Below are 19,258 nucleotides of genomic sequence, written 5' to 3'. Positions count from 1 at the left end.
GCGCGTCACGTCACGGCGCGAGCCGCGTGAACACGTAATCGTGGTTCTTGACCCGCGCCTGATGGCACGCAAAGCACGTCTGATGCTGGCCGATATCGGCCGGCACGCCGTTGATGAAGCGCCCGAACCCCCAGCCGCCCGTCGCCGCATAGCGGCGCGAGTCCTTCACCATCACCTGCACGGTCGTCGCCTGGCCGGGCACCGTCGCGGGCGCGAACTCGTCGGACTGCTTGCGCTTGTACGCGAGCTTCACGAGGATCGTGCCGTCCGGGAACGGCAGCGTCGCCTTCTCGAGCGCACGCATCGCAACCGGATTGCCGAGCACCACGCGCAACTCGTCGAGCGGTGCGGCCTCTTCGGCCGGCGCGACCATTTCCCACTTCCGGTAGCCGGGCGGAATCGTCACGCCGTAGATCGGCGATGCGGCCGCGGCCGGCTTCGACTGTTCCGCGAACGCGGCCGGGCCGCTCGCCGACCACGCGCCGGCCAGCAGCACGCCCGCGACGAACACGCGGCGCGCGCCGCGCCGCCATCCCCCCACGCGGGCCCGCATCACAGATGCTCCACTTGCAGGATCGCATCGGCGAAGGCCTGCGGCGCTTCCTGCGGCAGGTTGTGGCCGATGCCGCCGGTGATGGTCCGGTGCTGGTACTTGCCGGTGAACTTCTTCGCGTACGCGGCCGGGGCCGGATGCGGCGCGCCGTTCGCGTCGCCTTCCATCGTGATCGTCGGCACGGCGATCGAAGGCCCGGCCGCGAGACGCCGCTCGATGTCGTCGTATTTCGCTTCGCCCTGCGCGAGCCCGAGACGCCAGCGATAGTTGTGGATCACGACGGCTACGTGATCGGGATTCCGGAACGATTCGGCCGAACGCGCATAGGTCTCGTCGGAGAACTGCCACTTCGGCGACGCGAGTTGCCAGATCAGCTTGTTGAACGCATCGCGGTTCTGCGCGTAGCCGAGTTCGCCGCGCTCGGTCGCGAAGTAGAACTGATACCACCATTGAAGTTCGGCCTGCGGCGGCAGCGGCTTGGCGTTCGCCGCCTGGCTGCCGATCAGGTAGCCGCTCACCGACACCAGCGCCTTCACGCGCTGCGGCCACAGCGCCGCGATGACGTCGGCCGTGCGCGCGCCCCAATCGTAGCCGCCGAATATCGCGTGGTCGATCTTCAGCGCATCCATCAGCGCGACGATGTCGACGGCCGTCACCGCCTGCTGGCCGTTGCGCACCGTGTCGGCCGAGCGGAACGTCGTCGAGCCGTAGCCGCGCAGGTACGGCACGATCACGCGATAGCCGGCCGCGACGAGCAGCGGCGCGACGTCCGCGTAGCTGTAGATGTCGTACGGCCAGCCATGCAGCAGGAATACGACCGGGCCTTGCTTCGGCCCGAGATCCGCATAACCGACGTTGAGCACGCCCGCATCGATCTGGTGGATCGTGCCCAGCGACGCGACGCCGGCCGGGCGCTTCGCTGCCGATGCATCGGGCGCCGACTGCGCATGCGCGAGCGCGCTGAAGCCGAGGTCGGCCAGGCTCAGGCTTGCCAGCGTGGTGCCCAGTAGCAGGCGGCGGCGGGTGTTCACGGTATCGGTCATGACTCGTTCTCCATTGTCGATCGCTAAGAAAGAGGCCCGCGGCACGTGCGGGCAATCGGGTGTCGTCGTTCGCGGCGGCAGCGGATGGCGCCGCGCCGCCGTGTGCATTGCTTCACCGGTTTTATATCCGAACCGTCCGGAGGCTTTGTATCTCAACGTATCCGTGTGCGAACACGACACACAGCGATTCAAAAATCGCGAGAAAAACGACGTTTCGGCGCGGCCGCGCGGCAGAAACGAACACGGGCCGCGCAACAGGCCGGCCCGTGTTCACCGCGCTTACTACGCCGCTTACGCGCGCCGCAACGGCCGGAACCCCGCACGCACTTCGCGCGCAAACAATTCCGGCTCTTCCCATGCCGCGAAGTGCCCGCCCTTGTCGACTTCGTTGAAGTAGATCAGGTTGTGGTAACTGCGCTCGGCCCAGCTGCGCGGCGCCTGGTAGATCTCGCCGGGAAACACCGTGATCGCGGCCGGCAGCGAGATATCCACCGCGTTGAAGTTGTTCGAGTGATCCTCCCAGTAGATCTGCGCGGACGACGTCGCGGTGTTCGTCAGCCAGTACAGCGAGATGTCATCGAGGATCTCGTCGCGCGGAATCGAGCGTTCGGGCACGCCGCCGCTATAAGTCCACTGCGAGATCTTGTCGTACATCCACGCAGCCTGCCCGGACGGCGAATCGGCAAGCGCATAGCCGACCGTCTGCGGCCGCGTGACCATCATCGCCGAGTAGCCGCAATTGTCGCGATAGAACGTCGCGAGCTTCTCGTACGCGGCCTTCTCCTTCGGCGACAACGAAGCCGGTGCGGGCGCATCGATCTCGAGCAGCGTCGCGATATCCGGAGGCACCGTCGCCGGCATGTTCACGTGAATCCCGGCCAGGCCCTGCACGCGCTGCATCGCCATCCGGTGCGAGATCACCGAGCCGCAGTCGCCGCCCTGCGACACGAAACGCGTATAGCCGAGCCGCGCCATCAACTCGCCCCACGCTCGCGCGATGTGGTCGGAGCCCCAGCCGGTCTTCGTCGGCCGGCCCGAGAAACCGAAGCCCGGCAGCGACGGCACGACGACGTGGAACGCATCGTCCGCGCTGGCGCCATGCGCGGTCGGGTCGGTCAGCGGGCCGATCGCCTTCAGCAGCTCGAAAATCGAGCCGGGCCAGCCGTGCGTCATGATCATCGGCATCGCGTTTGCGTGCCGCGACCGCACGTGAATGAAATGAATGTCGAGCCCGTCGATTTCGGTGATGAACATCGGGAAACCGTTCAGGCGCGCCTCGCCCTTGCGCCAGTCGTAGTCGGTGCCCCAGTAGCGCAGCAGCGCCTGCATGCGCTCGAGCCGCACGCCCTGCGATTCGTCGGCGACGGTCTCGCGGCCCGGCCAGCGCGTCGCGACGATACGACGGCGCAGATCGACCACGGCTTCATCGGGGATGTGGGCGGTGAACGGGCGTATGCCGCTCGCGCCGGTGGCCGCATGCAGCGCGGTGGGCAGCATCGCCGAGACCCCGGCGGCCACGGAAGTGGCCAGCAGGTGGCGACGCATCGGGGAAAACGGTGTGGAGGACATCGTTCGGCATCTCCTTTCGTGAAATGGAAAGTGAACACGCCGCGGGGGATCGCGCTCAGGCTTTCAATCCGGCGTGCCCATGTCACGCGGCGTCGCCCATTTGAAAGGTCGGATGTATCCCGAATTTGTCTGATTTGTACGCGTTTGTAGCTGCTGCGCGGCGAGCGGCGCTTGCGCGGCCGCTCGCCGGTGTCGCGCTCAGAGCGCGTTGACGACCGCGCCGTCGACGCGAATGTTCTGCCCGGTGATGTAGCCCGCGCCGTCCGACAGCAGGAACGCGACCGTCTTCGCGATCTCACCGGTCTTGCCGAAGCGGCCGGCCGGAATGCGCGCGACGATCTCCGGCGTTTCCGGCCAGCTGTCGATGAAGCCCGGCAGCACCGCGTTCATCCGGATGTTCTCGGCCGCATAGCGTTCCGCGTACAGCCGCGTCCATGCGCTCAGCGCCGCGCGCAACGCCGACGACACGGGCATCGGCTGCTCGGGCGCGTCCGCCGCGAAGCTCGAGATATTGACCACCGCGCCGCCGCCCTGCTTCTGGAAGATCGGTGTCACGCGGCGCATCACGCGCACCACGTTCAGCAGGATCAGGTCGAGCCCCGCGTGCCAGTTGTCGTCGGTGATCGCCAGCAGCTCGCCCTTCGGCGGATGGCCGGTGTTGTTCACGACCGCATCGATCCGGCCGTAGCGCTCGACCGTTTCCTGCACGAGCCGGTCGATATCGGCCTCTTCGGTCACCGAGCCCTTGATGCCGAAACCGCCGAGTTCCTCGCCAAGCGCCACCGCGCTGCCCGACGGCGACATCAGCGCGACGCGATAGCCCGTCGCCGCCAGTTCGCGCGCGATCGCCGCGCCCATGCCCTTGCCCGCCGCCGTGATCAACGCCACTTTTTCTACAGTCACGATCCGCTCCTCGTTCCCATTCTGCCGCCGCGCAGCCGCCATTCGGCGCGCCATGGTGGTAATGTAGGCGCATCGCTTCCCACTGTCGAACCAGTATTTCTGCCGCCAGCCGATAGTTTTTCTACAGCCTGACGATGCCGCCACGCCCTTCCCGCCTGCCACCGCTGAATGCGCTTCGCGCGTTCGAAGTGTCCGCGCGGCACCTCAATTTCCGCGCCGCCGCCGACGAGATCGGCGTCACGCAGGGCGCCGTCGCGCAGCAGGTGCGCCACCTCGAGGACGTGCTCGGCCTGAAGCTGTTCGAGCGCCTGCCGCGCGGCCTCGCGCTCACGCACGACGGCGCCGCGTATTTCTCCGACGTGCAGCGCGCGCTGCACGCGATCGCCGATGCGACCGACAAGCTCGTGAAGCGGCGCGCCGCGCTGACGATCAGCACGACGCCGTCGTTCGCGTCGAAGTGGCTGATTCCGCGGCTCGCGCAGTTCACCGACGCGCATCCCGACTACGACGTGCGCGTGATCGCCGATCCGCAAATCGCGACGTTCCGCCACGACGGCGTCGATCTCGCGATCCGCTACGGCAAGCCGCCGTTCGGCAAGCATCTCGCCACTCATGCGCTGTTCCCGCTCGACGTATGTGCGGTATGCAGCCCGTCGGTGCTGAGCGCGCCGGCTTCGCCGCGCGCGCTCGCCGGTCAGGTGCTGCTGCACGACGCGCACGACCTGTGGCCCGAGTTCCTCGCGGCGATGCTCGACCCGGTCGACGTCGATCCGCACAAGGGGTTGCGCTTCAACCAGACGTCGCTCGCGATCGATGCGGCCGTCGCCGGCCAGGGGATTGCGCTCGCGACCGAGCCTTTGGTCGAACGCGATATCGCAGCAGGCCGGCTGTGCAAGCCGTTCGATTTCGCGTTTCCGCTGTCGGTGGGGTTCTATCTCGTGTATCCGGCCGAGCGCCGCGACGACGATGCGATCGCGGTGATGCGCGAGTGGATGATCCAGGCCGCGTCGGACGGACGGCCTTGAGTAGCGCGACCGCGCTGGGCCAGCGTCAAGGCGCGATCCAGCGGGCTTCGTAGTCGCTTTCGTTCAGGTCGAATACCGCGCGGCGATGGCCGGCGCGCGCGAGTTCGAGCCAGTCGATGCGCGTGATCGTCATGTGGATCAGGCACAAGTTTTCGTAGCCGTCGCCGGTTGAAGCGGCGTTGTCGATATGCGCGTCTTCCGGTGAGGAGATCGGCGTGCCGGGCGGCAACGGCGCGCGATACAGCAGCAACGTATGCGGGCGGCTCGATGCCCAGATCGCGCGCCGTTGCGCTTCGTCGTCGCAGATCGATGCAACACCTTCCGCGCGAATCTGCACGAGCGCGTCGAGATCATTCGCGACGATCGAGATGCGCGGATCGCGACGCAACTCCGCGACTTTCTCCGAACGCGCATCGGTATGAAACGACAGCACGTGCGCGGTGCGGCTCACCTCACGCAATACGATCGTCCGGACCTTCGGCGCGCCATCGAGGCCGAGCGTGGCCGCCTGCAGCATCGTGAACGGCGAGCGCTGTACGCTCACGCCGGATTCGAGGCAGGACCAGACGCGGTCGTAGGTTTGCGCGAGCGATTCGGAGGTCGAGTCGGACATGAGGCGGCGGCGATCGTCGGTGTTGCGATCGCGCAAGCTTAACCGTTTGTGTCGGCGACGGCTCGCATCGGATGCGCCGCAGCAGCCGTTGTGCCGCTCAGTTGTAGCCGAGCACGACCGGCGCCGCATCGCCGGCATCGGTCGCCGGCTCCGCGCCGAAGCGGCCGAGCACGTCGGCCACATACTGCGGCCCGGCACTGATCTGCGATGAGCGATGCTTTGCCGGCCGCTTGTCGCCGGTGCCCGCAGCCGCGCCCACCGCGGCCGTTTCGTTGATGGTGTTATTCATGTCGATGTCTCCTCACGCGGCCCGCGCCGCACCATACGCGCGCACGAGGCGCGCGACGCCTTCCCGGATCGCATCGACGTCCGGCGCGGCGAACGACAGGCGCAGCGACGCCGCGTCGACATTGTCCGCGAAGAACGCCTTGCCGGGTACGAACACGATCTTGTTGGCGATCGCCTGTTGCAGCAGCCCGTCCGACGACACCGCGCCGAGCCGCGCCCACACGAACATCCCGCCTTCGGGACGATGGAATTCGATCGCATCGCCGAACCCGTCGCGCAGCGCGTCGCACATCGCGTCGCATTTGCGCCGGTACGCGGCCGTGATGCGCGGCAGATGGCGTTCGAGCGCGCCGTCCGCCAGATATTCGGCGGCGGTGGCCTGCGTCCACGGCGCGCTGCACAGGTCGACCGTCTGCTTCGCGATCACGCAGCGCCGCGCGATTTCGGCCGGCGCGATCGTCCAGCCCACGCGCAACCCCGGCGCGACGATCTTCGACAGGCTCGCGAAATGCACGAGCCAGTCGCGCGCGCCGTCCACTTCGCCGGCCAGCGCGAGCATCGACGGCACGGCTTCGCCCGCGAAACGCAGATCGCCGTACGGATCGTCCTCGACGATCAGGAAACGGTATTGCACCGCGAGACGCAGCAGTTTCAGCCGGCGTTCGCGCGTGAGCGTCGCGCCCGTCGGGTTCGCGAAAGTCGGGACCGTGTAGAGCAGCTTCGGCTGCGCGATCGCGCCGGACGCGAGTTGTTCGGCCAGACGATCGACGTCGACGCCTTCGCCGTCGACCGGGATCGTCACGATGCGCGCCTGTTGCAAACGCATCGCCTGCAGCGTGGCCGGGTACGCCGGTTGTTCGGTCAGCACGACGTCGCCGGGCGACACCATCACGCGCAGCAGCAGGTCGAGCCCCTGCTGCGAGCCGGTCGTGACGAGCAGTTCGGCCCGCGTGCACGCGACGCCGCGACGCGCCATCAGCACGATCAGTTGCTGCTTCAGTTCGGCGAGACCGTCGGTCGGGCCGTATTGCAGACAGCGCACGGGCTGCGCATACGCGCGTTCGGCGGCCGCGTTCAGGCCGTCGACGTCGAACAGGTCGCTCGCCGGATAGCCGCCCGCGAAGGAAATCATGCCCGGTTCGGACAGGTACTTGAACAACTCGCGGATCGGCGAGCCGGCAGGGTTTTGGAATGAGGGCGTGAACGCGTACATGTCGTCGTGAGCGGGTGAGCGCGGACGGCCGGGATAGCCGCCGAGTGCCGGCCGCCAAGACGCTTCTGGCGCCGCGGCGGTGAATTCGAGCCACGATTGTCGATAGTCATTAAGGGCTCGGCAAACGATATCTATGCACTAGGTCTTGCGGTTTGGTCATTAAATCGCGGTTGGGCGGGCGTTGGCGGCGCGTGGGGATGCGGGGTTCGGGCGCGGTTCGTCGAACGGGTGTTTGATTCGGGCGATTGTTTCGCCGGGCGTGCTCACGATGACCACTGCTGCTTTCTTGGCTTGGGCGGTTCAGCGAGAATCATCGGTGGCGCCGCTTCAACGCAACGACCGCCCGGGCGGCGGGACCATTCTCAGCGAAGCCAAATCGGAAATTTTGCCGCGACCCAATCGAGGGTGGTGGGTGGCAGCGAGATCGACCGCACGCCATCATACTGATCCGACGCGTCGAAGTAGATCAACTTGCCATCGCGGACCTCGATCGGCTCGTTGCCCGGTCGCCCGCCCCAGAAAACGAACGACAACTTAGTAGCCAATGTCGATCCGTGAGCATCGGCTACGACGATTTTGATCTGCTCGTTTTGATCCGCGAAAAATCCATCGCCGTGGCGACCATTTCCGCAGATGCTCACGATGTAGGTCCTGCCGTCGACGTGTTTGACACCGCCGTTCAGCTCGGCGTTGTAATTGAAGCGCTGACAATCGGTATCGTCAATCACGATCCCGCGAAAGCCGACCATGTAGACGAACGCAACAAAACCGAGCGTGATGATCACCAGACTTACGCGCTTCGCGTGGCTGAAACGGTTGAAATTTCTGACGAGCCGGTACAGGTAGAACCCGAAGATGATCGACGAGATGGCGAAGATCGCCACCTTCGTATGCACGAGCGCGAAAATCGTGATCGCGTTATGCACATCAACCGGCACAAACGTCCACTCGATATCGACTACCAGGTATATGGCGATCACGGACAAGACTACTTTGAGGATGGTCACGAGTAGATAGCACTTCTTAATTAATCGGCGCCAAAATAATCGATACCTATGCAAGTCCGCAATAGCAATGAAAACAACTGTCAAATCAGTTCGAGTGCGCGAAAGCCGTGAAACTTGGGATAATTCTCACGGGGATAATTGAATAGGAGGATCTGTCACGAGTCGCCCCAAGATTCTTGGCTTAGGTATCAGACTAGGACAGACATTGCTGAGCGCGGTCACGACGGCCGCTCATGGCTGAATCTGACAAAACAAGGGGCGGCCGTAGCCGCCCACAAGTTTCAATCAATCAGCCCGTCACACCCCGATTAGCCTCAATCACCGTCAACGCAGCCATATTCACGATCCGCCGCACGGTCGCACTGGAAGTAAGGATATTCACCGGCGCGTTCACGCCCAACAGGAAAGGCCCCACCGCCACATTGCTCCCCGCCTCGGTCTTGAGCAGGTTGTACGCGATGTTACCGGCGTCGACGTTCGGACAAACCAGCAAATTCGCCGCCCCCTTCAACGGCGACATCGGCAGCAGCTTCGCCCGCAGCCCTTCATCGAGCGCGCAGTCGCCATGCATCTCGCCATCGGCCTCGATATCCGGCGCCTGCTCGCGCACGATCTCCAGCGCCCGGCGCATCTTCACGCCTGAAGCAGCACTCCCCGACCCGAAATTCGACCGCGACAGCAGCGCGACCTTCGGCGTCAGGTTCAGCCATTCCATCTGCCGCGCCGCCGCGATCGTGAATTCCGCGATCTGCTCCGCATCGGGGTTGTCGTTCACGTGCGTATCGACCAGCGCCACCGTCCGCTGATCGAGCAACAGGATGTTCATCGCCGCATAAGTCGACGCACCGGGCTTCTTGCCGATCACTTCGTCCACGAACCGCAGGTGATTGTGATATTCGCCCACCGTCCCGCAGATCATCCCGTCCGCGTCGCCGAGCTGCACCATCATCGCGCCGATCAGCGTCAGGCGGCGGCGCATTTCCACGCGCGCCATTTCCTTCGAAATACCGTCGCGGCAGCGCAGCTCCCAATACTTCGTCCAGTACTGCGGGAAACGCTCGTCATATTCGGGATTGGTCACTTCGACATCCTGACCGAGTCGCAAGCGCAGCCCAAATCGCTCGATGCGCGCGAGCAGCACCTCCGGACGCCCGACCAGAATCGGCCGCGCAAGCTTCTCGTCGACGATCACCTGCACCGCACGCAGCACCCGCTCGTCCTCGCCTTCGGTGAACACGATCCGCGCCTTGCCGCCGTCACGCACGAGCTGGCGCGCGGTCGCGAACAGCGGCTTCATGAACGCGCCCGAGTGATAGACGAATTGCTGCAACTGCTCGACGTACGCGTCGAGATTCGCGAGCGGACGCGTCGCCACGCCGCCTTCCATCGCCGCCTTCGCGACGGCCGGCGCGATTCGCACGATCAGGCGCGGGTCGAACGGCTTCGGAATCAGGTATTGCGCGCCGAACGACACGTCGTACGCGCCATAGGCCGCCGCGACGACTTCGTTCTGCTCTTCCTCGGCCAGCCCCGCGATCGCGTGCACCGCGGCGATTTCCATCTCGCGCGTGATCGTCGTCGCGCCCACGTCCAGCGCGCCGCGGAAAATGTACGGGAAGCACAGCACGTTGTTGACCTGGTTCGGATAATCCGAGCGGCCCGTCGCGATCACGACATCGTCGCGGGTCTCATGCGCCAGTTCCGGGAAGATTTCCGGCGTCGGGTTGGCCAGCGCGAGAATCAGCGGACGCGCCGCCATCTGCTTGAGCATCTCCGCCGTGAGGATGCCGCCGACCGACAGCCCCAGGAACACATCCGCGCCGCCGATCACTTCGGCGAGCTTGCGCGCGTCGGTTTCCTGCGCGAAGCGCGACTTGGCCGGGTCCATCAGCGTGGTACGGCCGCGATAGACGACGCCTTCGATGTCGGTCACCCACACGTTTTCCACCGGCAGCCCGAGGTCGACCAGCAGGTCCAGACACGCCAGCGCGGCCGCACCGGCGCCCGACGTCACGACCTTCACTTCCTTGATGGATTTCCCGACGACCTTCAACCCGTTGATGAACGCGGCGGACACCGTAATGGCCGTGCCATGCTGATCGTCGTGAAAGACCGGAATCTTCATGCGTTCGCGCAGCTTCTGCTCGACGGTGAAGCATTCCGGCGCCTTGATGTCTTCGAGGTTGATGCCGCCGAACGTCGGTTCGAGACCCGCGATGATGTCGATCAGCTTGTCCGGGTCGGTCTCGTTGATCTCGATGTCGAACACGTCGATCCCGGCGAACTTCTTGAACAGGACGGCCTTGCCCTCCATCACCGGCTTCGATGCGAGCGGGCCGATGTTGCCGAGGCCCAGCACGGCGGTGCCGTTCGTAATCACACCCACCAGGTTGCCGCGGCTCGTGAAGCGGTGCGCCTGCAGCGGATCGGCGGCGATCGACTCGCACACGCTCGCCACGCCGGGCGTATAGGCCAGCGCCAGATCGCGCTGCGTCACCAGCGGCTTGCTCGCGACGACCGAGATTTTCCCGGGGGTCGGAAACTCGTGATAGTCGAACGCGGCCTGCTGCTGTGTCTCTGTCTGTTTCATGTTGTGGTCCCGGCGTGGGCGCCAGGCCAGTCCCGGCGCGATCCATGAAGGGGATTCTAGGGATCCGCCATAACGTGACGATTTTGTTTTAGTATCGGTCCATCACTTTTTCATGATGAATGCATGACCAGTCAATGAATTTTGACGCAAACGACGTGGTCAGGCGGCTCGGCGCGCGTCTGAAGATTCGGCATCTGGTGCTGTTGCTGCAGATCCAGCAGCACGGATCGCTGACGCGCGTCGCCGAGCACATGGCGAGCAGCCAGCCGGCCGTGACGAACGCGCTGTCCGAGCTGGAGAGCATGTTCGGCACGCCGCTGTTCGAACGCTCGTCGCGCGGCATGCGGCCCACCGCGCTCGGCGCGGTCGTGCTCGAACGGGCGAAGGCGATGATCAAGGATCTCGACCACCTCGCCCGCGAGATGGAGACCGTCGCCGCCGGGCATGCGGCCCATCTGCACATCGGCGTGATTCCGTTCATCTCCGGCCAGATGCTGTCGGCCGCGCTGAAGCGGCTGCAAGCGCGCATGGAGCGGCGCCTGACCGTGACGATTCACGAAGGCACCAGCGATCAGTTGCTGCTGCAACTCCGCGATCACAGTGTCGATATCGTGATCGGGCGCGCGTCGTCGGCGATCGATCTCGGGCAGGTTTCGTTCGAAGTGCTGTATCAGCAGCAGCCGCGCATGATCGCGAGCCGACGGCTGGCGGCCAAGCTTGCCCGCACGCCGCTGGACTGGCACAAGCTGCACGCGCTCGACTGGATTCTCGGCGCGCCGCATACGCCGATGCGCGAACAGGTGACCGACCTGTTCCTGTCGGCCGGCATCGCGCCGCCCGTGCCGATCGTCGAAAGCTACTCGTCGAAGCTGATCGGCGAAATGATCGCGTCGAGCGACGAGGCCGTGTCGATCGTGCCGGCCGATATCGCGGAGGAACTGGTGCGGATCGCCGGCGTGGCGATCGTGCCTTATTCGCTGGTGTGGACGTTGCCGCCGATCGCGCTGTTCACGCGCTCCGCCGATTCGCAATCGCCTGCGCGCGATCTGCTCGTCGACGCGCTACGCGCGGTATGCAAGGAGACGTACGGGGACGCGCAGCGATAGCCGTGTTACTTGCCCGCTGCAAGGCGACGCAGGATTTCCGCACGCTCGGCGGCCAGCACGTGGTCCGAGCCCTCGCCTCTGTCGTAGCGTTTGCTCGTGCGGTAAGAAAAGCGCTTCGCGTATTGACTGGCGGCCGGATCGAACGCCCATGCGTCGACGTCGAAGAAGTGCTGGCCGAAATGATCCTCGTCCTTGCCCCACACGTAGTCGGCCCGGACAAACAGCGGATACGGCGACACCTCCGGCAAATTCCACATCGCACGATCGGCCATCTCCGTCTGGGTGACATTCGGCATCAGGTTCTCGATCTTGCCGTTCGCGCCGACCCGCAGCACGGCCACGCGCTCCAGCAGCCCGCTGCCGCCACCCGAGAACATCCCCGAGAAGAACACCCACGAGCCGCCCGACGCAATCGGCAGCCGCTCGGACCGTGGATTCAGGCCGAACTGGTACCACTCCTTCGAGGAATGAGGAAGCGGCGCGGGCGGCATCTCGAAGCACGGCGCACGGTCGGGCAGCACGCAGAGCTTCACGCCGGATAGCGGCAGCCCGTCGCCGTCGAGCTTGCCTTCCGTCTGAGTGAAGCGCGGGAATGCCGTTTCGCGGGGCGCTGCTTGAACGCTGGCGATACCGACGAGCGCAATGCTCGAGATCGCCGCGAGCGTTTTACCGATCCAGCGCATCACCCCTCCGCCCGATGACACACCGCCTCGATATTGTGTCCATCCGGCCCGATGACGAACGCCGCGTAGTAGTTCGCGTGATAATGCGGCCGCAGCCCGGGCGCGCCATTGTCTTTCCCGCCGGCCGCCAGCGCCGCGCGATGGAACGCATCGACTTGCTGCCGCGTGTCGGCCACGAACGCGATGTGGAGAGGTGCCGGTTTCTCGTCGGTCGGGAACAGACACAGCGAAGACTTGCTGGGCAGACCGATCTCGATCCCGTACGACGGGTCGCTTTCCCCGACAATTTCGGCGCCCAGCGGTTCGAGTGCCTTCAGGAAAAACGCCCTGCTGGCGGCGTAGTCGCTGACGCCGAATTTGACGTGGTCAAACATGAGATCCCTCCCGGATGAATGGGCGTGCACGCTCGTGTGCGGGACGGTCAGATGGTTCGGTCCCGACGAATCGGACAGATGATACGGGAATGGCAATGGTCGATGCCGATCTACGATCGCGCAACGCGCAACGCGCAACGCGCCGGTATTCTATGCGCCCTCGCGCACGCCGAAGCAGTCGTCTGCGGCGACTCAGGTCACGATAGCAAACACCGGCTGATTCCTGACGCTCTCACGCTCCAGCATTCTCGCGTACCAGGCTCGAAGCGCTTCGCACTCCTCAGGCACCGGCAGCTTCACGAGCATCGCAAAGATCAGACCGCCGATGACGGTGATGTCGGCCATCGAGAACGTCTCGCCCGCGACGTACGGTTGCCTTTGCAGAACCGCATCGAAGTAGCGCATGCCCCTCAGCGCCTTGTCGCGTTGACGGAATCCCCACTCCGGATTCTGATACGTCTCGACGTCCGGGCCCAACCCCGGCGTGCCGTGATGGAAATAAACGCTGATCGCGTCGAGCAACTCCAGCTCGGCGCGCTTGCTCATCATGTGGATGATGCCCTTTTCGCGCGGCGTGCTGCCGGTGAGCGCGGGTACGCCATCGAGCGTGTCGAGGTACTCGGTAATGGCCGTGCACTCGGCAATACAGGTTCCATCATCGAGTTCCAGCACCGGCAACGTACCCGAATAATTCTTGCCGGCGATGAACTCGGGCTTTTTATGCTCGCCCTTGTAAAGATCGACCATCACGAACTGGACGCGCGATTGCAGCCTCTTTTCGGCCAGCGCGATGCGCACGCGTGTCGGATAGGGCCCTGTCGGGAAATCGTGGACCTTCATCACGGGCAGTCGCGTTGCGTCGAAATCGACGTTACTTGAAGTCATTGCAGGGGCGCTCCGTAGTCGGTTGCAGGGAATCTGACGACACGGAAACGCGTCGCCAGCGAATCTACCTAACGTTTGTTAGGTTAACCATATAAGGTAGAATCCGGGGTGTCAACACCCTTTCCTGCACGCGGAGGCTGAAGCAGTGACGAACGACGCGAGTTCGAACTCGAGAGAGAAAATCCTGGCAGCCGCCACGAGGCTCGCGCAGACGCACGGCTACGGCGGCTTGAATTACCGGGATCTCGCCAACGAGGTCGGCATCAAGGCCGCGAGCATCTACCACCACTTCGACAGCAAGGCCGATCTCGGCGCCGCGGTAGCGAGGCGTTATTGGGAGGATTCAGCGGCGGCGCTGGACGACATGCTGGCCGGATCGCGCGATCCGCTGGACTGCCTGCGTCGCTATCCAGACACCTTCCGCAAGGCGCTCGAGACGGGCAATCGCCTGTGCCTGTGCAGCTTCATGGCGGCCGAAACCGACGATCTTCCGGAAGTCGTGATGAAGGAAGTGCTGGCCTTCGCCGACGTGAATGTCGCGTGGCTCAGCAAGGTGCTGTCCGCGGCGGCAGTGGTCAGCGCTCGGGAGAGCAAACCGCGGGCGCGGGCAATCTTCGCCGCCATCGCCGGCGCCCAGCTCATCGCGCGGAGTCGCGCCGATCTCTCGCTCTATGACGCGCTGATCGACAATTATCGTAAAGCGGGGCTTTTGCCGGCGTAGCAGGGTAAAGGTGACGCGGCTTCGAATGATGTCGAACGTTCGCGAACGTGTGATGGTGGATCGCGCGCCCCATTCCGTCAGAAACTCACCCTCTACGGATGAAAAGTCTCGCCCCGCTCGAGCATGTCGATGAATTCCGCGATTTTGCGCGCCCGTGTTTCCGGCTTCTTGGCGTTCTGTATCCGGAACAGGATCGCATAGCGATTGCGGCTGTTCAGCGTCGCGAAAAACTTCGCGGCTTTTGGATGGGCGTCCAGAGCCGCCTGCAGGTCATCCGGCACGATCGAATTGCTGGCCGATGTATAGGTAGCCGCCCAACGGCCGTCCTTCCTCGCCTTCTCGATCTCTCCCATGCCGGCCGCGCGCATTCTGCCTGCGGCGATCAGCGCTTCGGCCTTGTCCTTGTTCAGTTTGGACCAGATGCTTTTCGCCGAGCGCGGGGTAAAGCGTTGCAACCCGTATTGCTCGCTATCGGCCTTCTTTTGACCATCGATCCAGCCATGACAAAGGGCACTTTCCACCGCCTCTTCATAGCTGACGGTTCGCTGCCCCGCGCCTTTTTTCGCGAGCCGCAGCCATGCCCCGGTCGACGTGCCGCCGTTCTGCCCCAACCAGCTTTCCCATTCGGCTTGACTGGCAAACGTCAGAGCGCCTTCGGTCATGTCACGATCCTGGATGGTTGCGTTTTCAACGACTCGAAAGCCGCCACTCAACGAACGAGCGGCGACCATCGGAGCCACCGATTCCGCAAAACCGCCTCAAACAATCCGGTTCAACGCATCGGCAAACCGCTTCACCGCGCCATCGACATCATGCAGCTTGTCGAGCCCGAACAACCCGAGCCGGAACGTCTTGAAATCCTCCGGCTCGTCGCATTGCAACGGCACGCCCGCCGCGATCTGCAAACCGACATCGGCAAACTTCTTTCCGGTGCGAATACCGTCATCGTCGGTGTAACTGACCACGACACCCGGCGCCTCGAACCCTTCGGCGGCCACGCTCCTGAACCCCTTCTCCGTCAGCAGCGCACGAATGCGCTCGCCGAGTTCGAGCTGTTCCGCCTTCACCTTGTCGAAACCGTACGCGTCGGTTTCCTTCATCACGTCGCGCAGCGTCGTGAGGCTGTCGGTGGGCATCGTCGCGTGATACGCGAACCCGCCGCCCTCGTACGCTTCCATGATCTGCAGCCACTTGCGCAGATCGCACGCGAAGCTGGTGCTGGTCGTCGAATCGATGCGCTCGCGCGCGAGCGGGCTCAACATGACCATCGCGCAACACGGCGACGCGCTCCAGCCCTTCTGCGGCGCGCTGATCAGGATATCGACGCCGCTCGCCTGCATGTCGACCCACACGGTGCCCGACGCGATGCAATCCAGCACGAACATCCCGCCGACCGCATGCACGGCGTCGGCCACCGCGCGCAGGTATGCATCGGGCAGCATGATTCCGGACGCGGTTTCGACGTGCGGCGCGAATACGAAATCGGGTTTGTTGGCGTGGATCGCGGCGACCACTTCGTCGATCGGAGCCGGCGCGTACGCGGCCTGCCTGCCGACTTCGACCGGGCGCGCCTTCAGCACCGTCGTTTCGGACGGAATGCCGCCCATGTCGAAAATCTGCGACCAGCGGAAGCTGAACCAGCCGTTGCGGATCACGAGGCATTTCTTGTTCGTCGCGAACTGTCGCGCCACGGCTTCCATGCCGAACGTGCCGCTGCCCGGCACGATCGCGACCGACTTCGCGTTGTAGACTTTTTTCAGCGTGGCGGAGATGTCGCGCATGACGCCCTGGAAGCGCTGCGACATATGGTTGACCGAGCGATCGGTGTACACCACCGAATATTCGAGGAGCCCCTCGCGGTCAACATCGGGAAGTAAACCTGGCATGCTCGCCTCCGGTGAAAGATGAACGATGGAATCAGGACAAGCAGCGTCTTCGATTCGATACTGCTCTGCACCATGCAACTGCGTCATTTCCTCGACGAAAGCCGATTCTAGCGAACGCCGCCGGCCGATTGGCGCATATTTTTGTCGGCTCCCGGGCTCGGCCTTCGCCGACGCCAATCCATGCCGCGCACATCGCCCTGTTCCGTGTAAGGGTTAACGACGCGCATGGCAACAGCCGCCTAACATGTCGACCAGCCCCCTCACGACGGAATTCACGATGACCTCCTCTCCCGCATCGTCACTGCAGTCGTCCACCGATCCCGCCCTCGCCGAGCGCATCGACGCGGTCCTGTCCCGCCAGCTCGATACGCAGCGCCTCGTCGGCGCGGTCGTCCTCGTCGCTCGCGACGGCGAACTCGTCTATCGCCGCGCGGCCGGGCTCGCGGACCGCGAATCGCGTACACCGATGCGCGAGGACACGCAGTTCCGGCTCGCGTCGGTCACGAAGCCGATCGTGTCGGCAGCCGCGATGGCGCTCGTCGCGCAACGCAAGCTGTCGCTCGACGAAGACGTCGCGCGCTGGCTGCCCGAATTCCGTCCGGCGCTGCCCGATGGCCGCGTGCCGACGATCACGGTGCGCCAGTTGCTCGTGCATACCGCCGGCCTCGACTATCGCTTCAACGAAACCGACGCGAACGGCCCCTATGCGCGTGCGGGCGTGTCCGACGGGCTCGACGGCGCATCGATCACGCTCGCCGAAAACCTGCGTCGGATCGCAAGCGTGCCGCTGCTGTTCGCGCCCGGTACGAGCTGGAACTATTCGCTGTCGATCGACGTCATCGGCGCGCTGATCGAGGCTGTCTGCGGCATGCCGCTCGCCGACGCGATCGATGCGCTCGTGCTGCGCCCGCTCGGCGCACGCGACACGGGCTTCGTCGCACGCGATCCCGCGCGGCTCGCCACGCCGTACGTCAACGACACGCCGCAGCCGCACCGGCTCGCGGAGAACGAGACGGTGCCGATCGACGAAGGGTTCGTCGGCGTCACGTACTCGCCGTCGCGCGCGCTGAATGCCCAAGCGTTCCCGTCGGGCGGCGCCGGAATGGTCGGCACCGCGGGCGACGTGCTGACGGTGCTCGACACGCTGCGCGCAGGCGGCGGCGCGATCCTGCCGGCCGAACTGGTCGACGAGATGGGCCGCGTGCAGACCGGCGATTTGGAATTACCAGATTTGCCGGGCGCGGGCTTCGGAATCGGCTTCTCGGTGCTGCGCGCCCCGCAGGCGGCCGCGTCGCCGGAATCCGTCGGCACCTGGCGCTGGGGCGGCGTCTACGGCCATTCGTGGTTCGTCGATCGCGCACGCGGGCTCACCGTCGTGTCGCTGTCGAACACGCTCTACGAAGGGATGAACGGGCAGTACACGCTCGATCTGCGCGATGCCGTCTACGGCGTCGGCTAACGCGTGCACACGAAAAAAGGCCCGACAGCGTCGGGCCAACGGGTTTGAGACACAAGGAGAATCCCGCCCACCCCATACCGGGCGGTCACGCCGCACTACACTACACGACGTTCTTTTCGACGATCGGCCGGTTTTCCAGCACACGCGCCCAGCCGAGCGACGACAGGTCGAGCGTGTCGTAACGCCCGCCCAGAATGAGTTCACTGACGCCCCGCCCGGTCGCCGGCCCTTGCTGCAGCCCGTGGCCGCTGTAGCCGTTCGCGAACACGACGTTGTCGAGCTCGGGGTGGTAGCCGATGATCGCGTTGTGATCGAACACGTTGTACTCGTAGTAACCGGACCAGCAATTCTCGACGCGCAGCGCCTCGAATTCCGGCACGCGGTGCGCGAGCGTCGGCCAGATCACGTCGTCGAACAGGTCGTGGTCGACTTCGTCGAGCGGCAGGTCGTCCGGGTCGCGATCGGGGCTCGGCGACGTGCCGCAGATATACGTGCGCCCTTCCGGCCGGAAATACACGCCGGTCGGATCGATCAGCAGCGGGCAATCGGCGAGCTTCGCCGGCGACGATACGTTGAAGATGCTGCGCCGCCGCGCATACACCGGAATGTCGATGCCCATCATCGACGACAGCGTGCGCGTCCACGCACCGGCCGCGTTGACGAGCGTGTCGCACGCGTAGCGCTCGCCGTCGCCCGTCACGACATGCGTGATCTTGCGGCCGTCGCGCACCACGTCCTTCACGTCGGCCGGCACGTAGCGCGCGCCGAGCGCCTGCGCCTTCTTGCGCAGCGCCTGCACGAGCCCGTAGCCGTCGAACCAGCCTTCGCCGCTCGCGCCGTACGCGCCCGACACGAGATCGTCGACGTTCAGCCACGGAAACTTCGCGCGCAGCGCGTCGCCGTCCAGCAGCCGGATGTCGGCGCCGAGGCGCGTTTGCAGCGCATGGTTCTCGCGCAGCGTCGCGTCGCCGGCCGGCGTCGCGAGAAACAGGTAGCCGCCTTCGTGCAGATCGATCGACGGCCGATTGCCGTCCACTTCGAGCCGTTCGCCGATCGTGCGCAGGAACTCAATGCCGAACAGCGACATCTCGATCGACAGCGGCGTGGAGAACTGCTGGCGAATCGACGCGGCCGACAGCGCCGACGACGATTTGGCATAGGTGGGATCGCGCTCGATGACGGTCACGGCGACCGTGGGATCGGTGGCGCGCAGGAAATAAGAGATCGAGCTGCCGATCACACCACCGCCGACGATGACGACTTGAGAACTCACGACTGACTCCGGTTGCACGTAAAAGGCTCAGCGCCTGGGGGTGATGCGTGCCGCGACTCGCGCGGCG

General features: G+C 64.9%; 19 protein-coding genes. 4 read left to right on the top strand and 15 right to left on the bottom strand.

Annotation, left to right across the window (positions count from 1 at the left end):
* Positions 1-10 precede the first annotated feature (10 nt).
* From HWX55_RS24095 to HWX55_RS24080, 4 genes are all read right to left on the bottom strand, one after another.
* The gene (locus tag HWX55_RS24095) at positions 11-553 is read right to left on the bottom strand and encodes a cytochrome P460 family protein (protein ID WP_175977559.1); all 543 of its coding nucleotides are present in this window, start codon (positions 551-553) and stop codon (positions 11-13) included.
* The gene (locus HWX55_RS24090; RefSeq protein ID WP_175977558.1) at positions 553-1,596 is read right to left on the bottom strand and encodes an alpha/beta hydrolase; all 1,044 of its coding nucleotides are present in this window, start codon (positions 1,594-1,596) and stop codon (positions 553-555) included. Before HWX55_RS24090 ends, HWX55_RS24095 begins: the two co-directional genes overlap by 1 nt.
* A 291-nt stretch (positions 1,597-1,887) precedes the next feature.
* The gene (locus HWX55_RS24085; protein ID WP_175977557.1) at positions 1,888-3,165 is read right to left on the bottom strand and encodes an epoxide hydrolase family protein; all 1,278 of its coding nucleotides are present in this window, start codon (positions 3,163-3,165) and stop codon (positions 1,888-1,890) included.
* A 198-nt stretch (positions 3,166-3,363) separates the two neighbouring features.
* The gene (locus HWX55_RS24080) at positions 3,364-4,068 is read right to left on the bottom strand and encodes an SDR family oxidoreductase (RefSeq protein WP_175977556.1); all 705 of its coding nucleotides are present in this window, start codon (positions 4,066-4,068) and stop codon (positions 3,364-3,366) included.
* A gap of 134 nt (positions 4,069-4,202) precedes the next feature.
* Between HWX55_RS24080 and gcvA the strand changes: the two genes are divergently transcribed.
* A complete protein-coding gene (gene gcvA / locus HWX55_RS24075; protein ID WP_175977555.1) occupies positions 4,203-5,093 on the top strand; it encodes a transcriptional regulator GcvA in 891 nt (296 codons plus the stop codon).
* A gap of 25 nt (positions 5,094-5,118) precedes the next feature.
* Here the strand turns inward: gcvA and HWX55_RS24070 are convergent, their stop codons facing one another.
* The 5 genes from HWX55_RS24070 to HWX55_RS24050 form a co-directional block, all read right to left on the bottom strand.
* Positions 5,119-5,706, bottom strand: coding sequence for a pyridoxamine 5'-phosphate oxidase family protein (locus HWX55_RS24070; RefSeq protein WP_175977554.1), 588 nt, complete (start codon positions 5,704-5,706; stop codon positions 5,119-5,121).
* A gap of 97 nt (positions 5,707-5,803) precedes the next feature.
* On the bottom strand, positions 5,804-5,995 hold the full coding sequence (locus HWX55_RS24065) for a hypothetical protein (protein WP_175977553.1): 192 nt from the start codon (positions 5,993-5,995) through the stop codon (positions 5,804-5,806).
* Between the two features lie 12 nt (positions 5,996-6,007).
* The gene (locus HWX55_RS24060; RefSeq protein WP_175977552.1) at positions 6,008-7,207 is read right to left on the bottom strand and encodes a PLP-dependent aminotransferase family protein; all 1,200 of its coding nucleotides are present in this window, start codon (positions 7,205-7,207) and stop codon (positions 6,008-6,010) included.
* 362 nt (positions 7,208-7,569) lie between these two features.
* Entirely contained in the window at positions 7,570-8,214 is a 645-nt protein-coding gene (locus HWX55_RS24055) for a hypothetical protein (RefSeq protein WP_244140634.1), read from the bottom strand.
* Between the two features lie 289 nt (positions 8,215-8,503).
* Positions 8,504-10,804 carry an NADP-dependent malic enzyme gene (locus tag HWX55_RS24050; protein ID WP_175977551.1) on the bottom strand — a complete coding sequence of 767 codons (2,301 nt, stop codon included), beginning with the start codon at positions 10,802-10,804 and terminating at the stop codon, positions 8,504-8,506.
* A gap of 134 nt (positions 10,805-10,938) precedes the next feature.
* Between HWX55_RS24050 and HWX55_RS24045 the strand changes: the two genes are divergently transcribed.
* Complete coding sequence (locus HWX55_RS24045; protein WP_124638380.1) at positions 10,939-11,910, top strand: LysR substrate-binding domain-containing protein; 972 nt, start codon at positions 10,939-10,941, stop codon at positions 11,908-11,910.
* A 5-nt stretch (positions 11,911-11,915) separates the two neighbouring features.
* On the opposite strand, the gene HWX55_RS24040 is transcribed toward HWX55_RS24045, so the two are convergent.
* The 3 genes from HWX55_RS24040 to HWX55_RS24030 form a co-directional block, all read right to left on the bottom strand.
* Positions 11,916-12,593 carry a hypothetical protein gene (locus HWX55_RS24040; protein WP_175977550.1) on the bottom strand — a complete coding sequence of 226 codons (678 nt, stop codon included), beginning with the start codon at positions 12,591-12,593 and terminating at the stop codon, positions 11,916-11,918.
* On the bottom strand, positions 12,593-12,967 hold the full coding sequence (locus HWX55_RS24035) for a VOC family protein (RefSeq protein WP_175977549.1): 375 nt from the start codon (positions 12,965-12,967) through the stop codon (positions 12,593-12,595). The genes HWX55_RS24040 and HWX55_RS24035 overlap by 1 nt, the downstream gene beginning before the upstream one ends.
* 192 nt (positions 12,968-13,159) lie before the next feature.
* Positions 13,160-13,852, bottom strand: coding sequence for a glutathione S-transferase (locus HWX55_RS24030; protein WP_175977548.1), 693 nt, complete (start codon positions 13,850-13,852; stop codon positions 13,160-13,162).
* A 145-nt stretch (positions 13,853-13,997) separates the two neighbouring features.
* Between HWX55_RS24030 and HWX55_RS24025 the strand changes: the two genes are divergently transcribed.
* Positions 13,998-14,573 (top strand): TetR/AcrR family transcriptional regulator, encoded by a 576-nt coding sequence (locus HWX55_RS24025; RefSeq protein WP_175977547.1) that lies wholly within the window; start codon positions 13,998-14,000, stop codon positions 14,571-14,573.
* 92 nt (positions 14,574-14,665) lie between these two features.
* On the opposite strand, the gene HWX55_RS24020 is transcribed toward HWX55_RS24025, so the two are convergent.
* Positions 14,666-15,235: a YdeI/OmpD-associated family protein gene (locus HWX55_RS24020; RefSeq protein WP_175977546.1), complete on the bottom strand. Its 570-nt coding sequence runs from the start codon at positions 15,233-15,235 to the stop codon at positions 14,666-14,668.
* A 96-nt stretch (positions 15,236-15,331) separates the two neighbouring features.
* Entirely contained in the window at positions 15,332-16,459 is a 1,128-nt protein-coding gene (locus HWX55_RS24015; RefSeq protein WP_175977545.1) for an aminotransferase class V-fold PLP-dependent enzyme, read from the bottom strand.
* A gap of 277 nt (positions 16,460-16,736) precedes the next feature.
* Here HWX55_RS24015 and HWX55_RS24010 point away from each other — a divergent pair, with 277 nt between their 5' ends.
* On the top strand, positions 16,737-17,918 hold the full coding sequence (locus tag HWX55_RS24010) for a serine hydrolase domain-containing protein (RefSeq protein ID WP_175977544.1): 1,182 nt from the start codon (positions 16,737-16,739) through the stop codon (positions 17,916-17,918).
* Between the two features lie 100 nt (positions 17,919-18,018).
* On the opposite strand, the gene HWX55_RS24005 is transcribed toward HWX55_RS24010, so the two are convergent.
* Positions 18,019-19,191: an FAD-binding oxidoreductase gene (locus tag HWX55_RS24005; protein WP_175977543.1), complete on the bottom strand. Its 1,173-nt coding sequence runs from the start codon at positions 19,189-19,191 to the stop codon at positions 18,019-18,021.
* Between the last annotated feature and the right edge of the window lie 67 nt (positions 19,192-19,258).

The sequence above is a fragment of the Burkholderia sp. BCC1047 genome (assembly GCF_902833155.1).
Lineage (GTDB): Bacteria > Pseudomonadota > Gammaproteobacteria > Burkholderiales > Burkholderiaceae > Burkholderia > Burkholderia sola.
The sequence above is the reverse complement of the archived record's forward strand: the minus strand, read 5'-3'. Positions and strand labels throughout refer to the sequence as shown.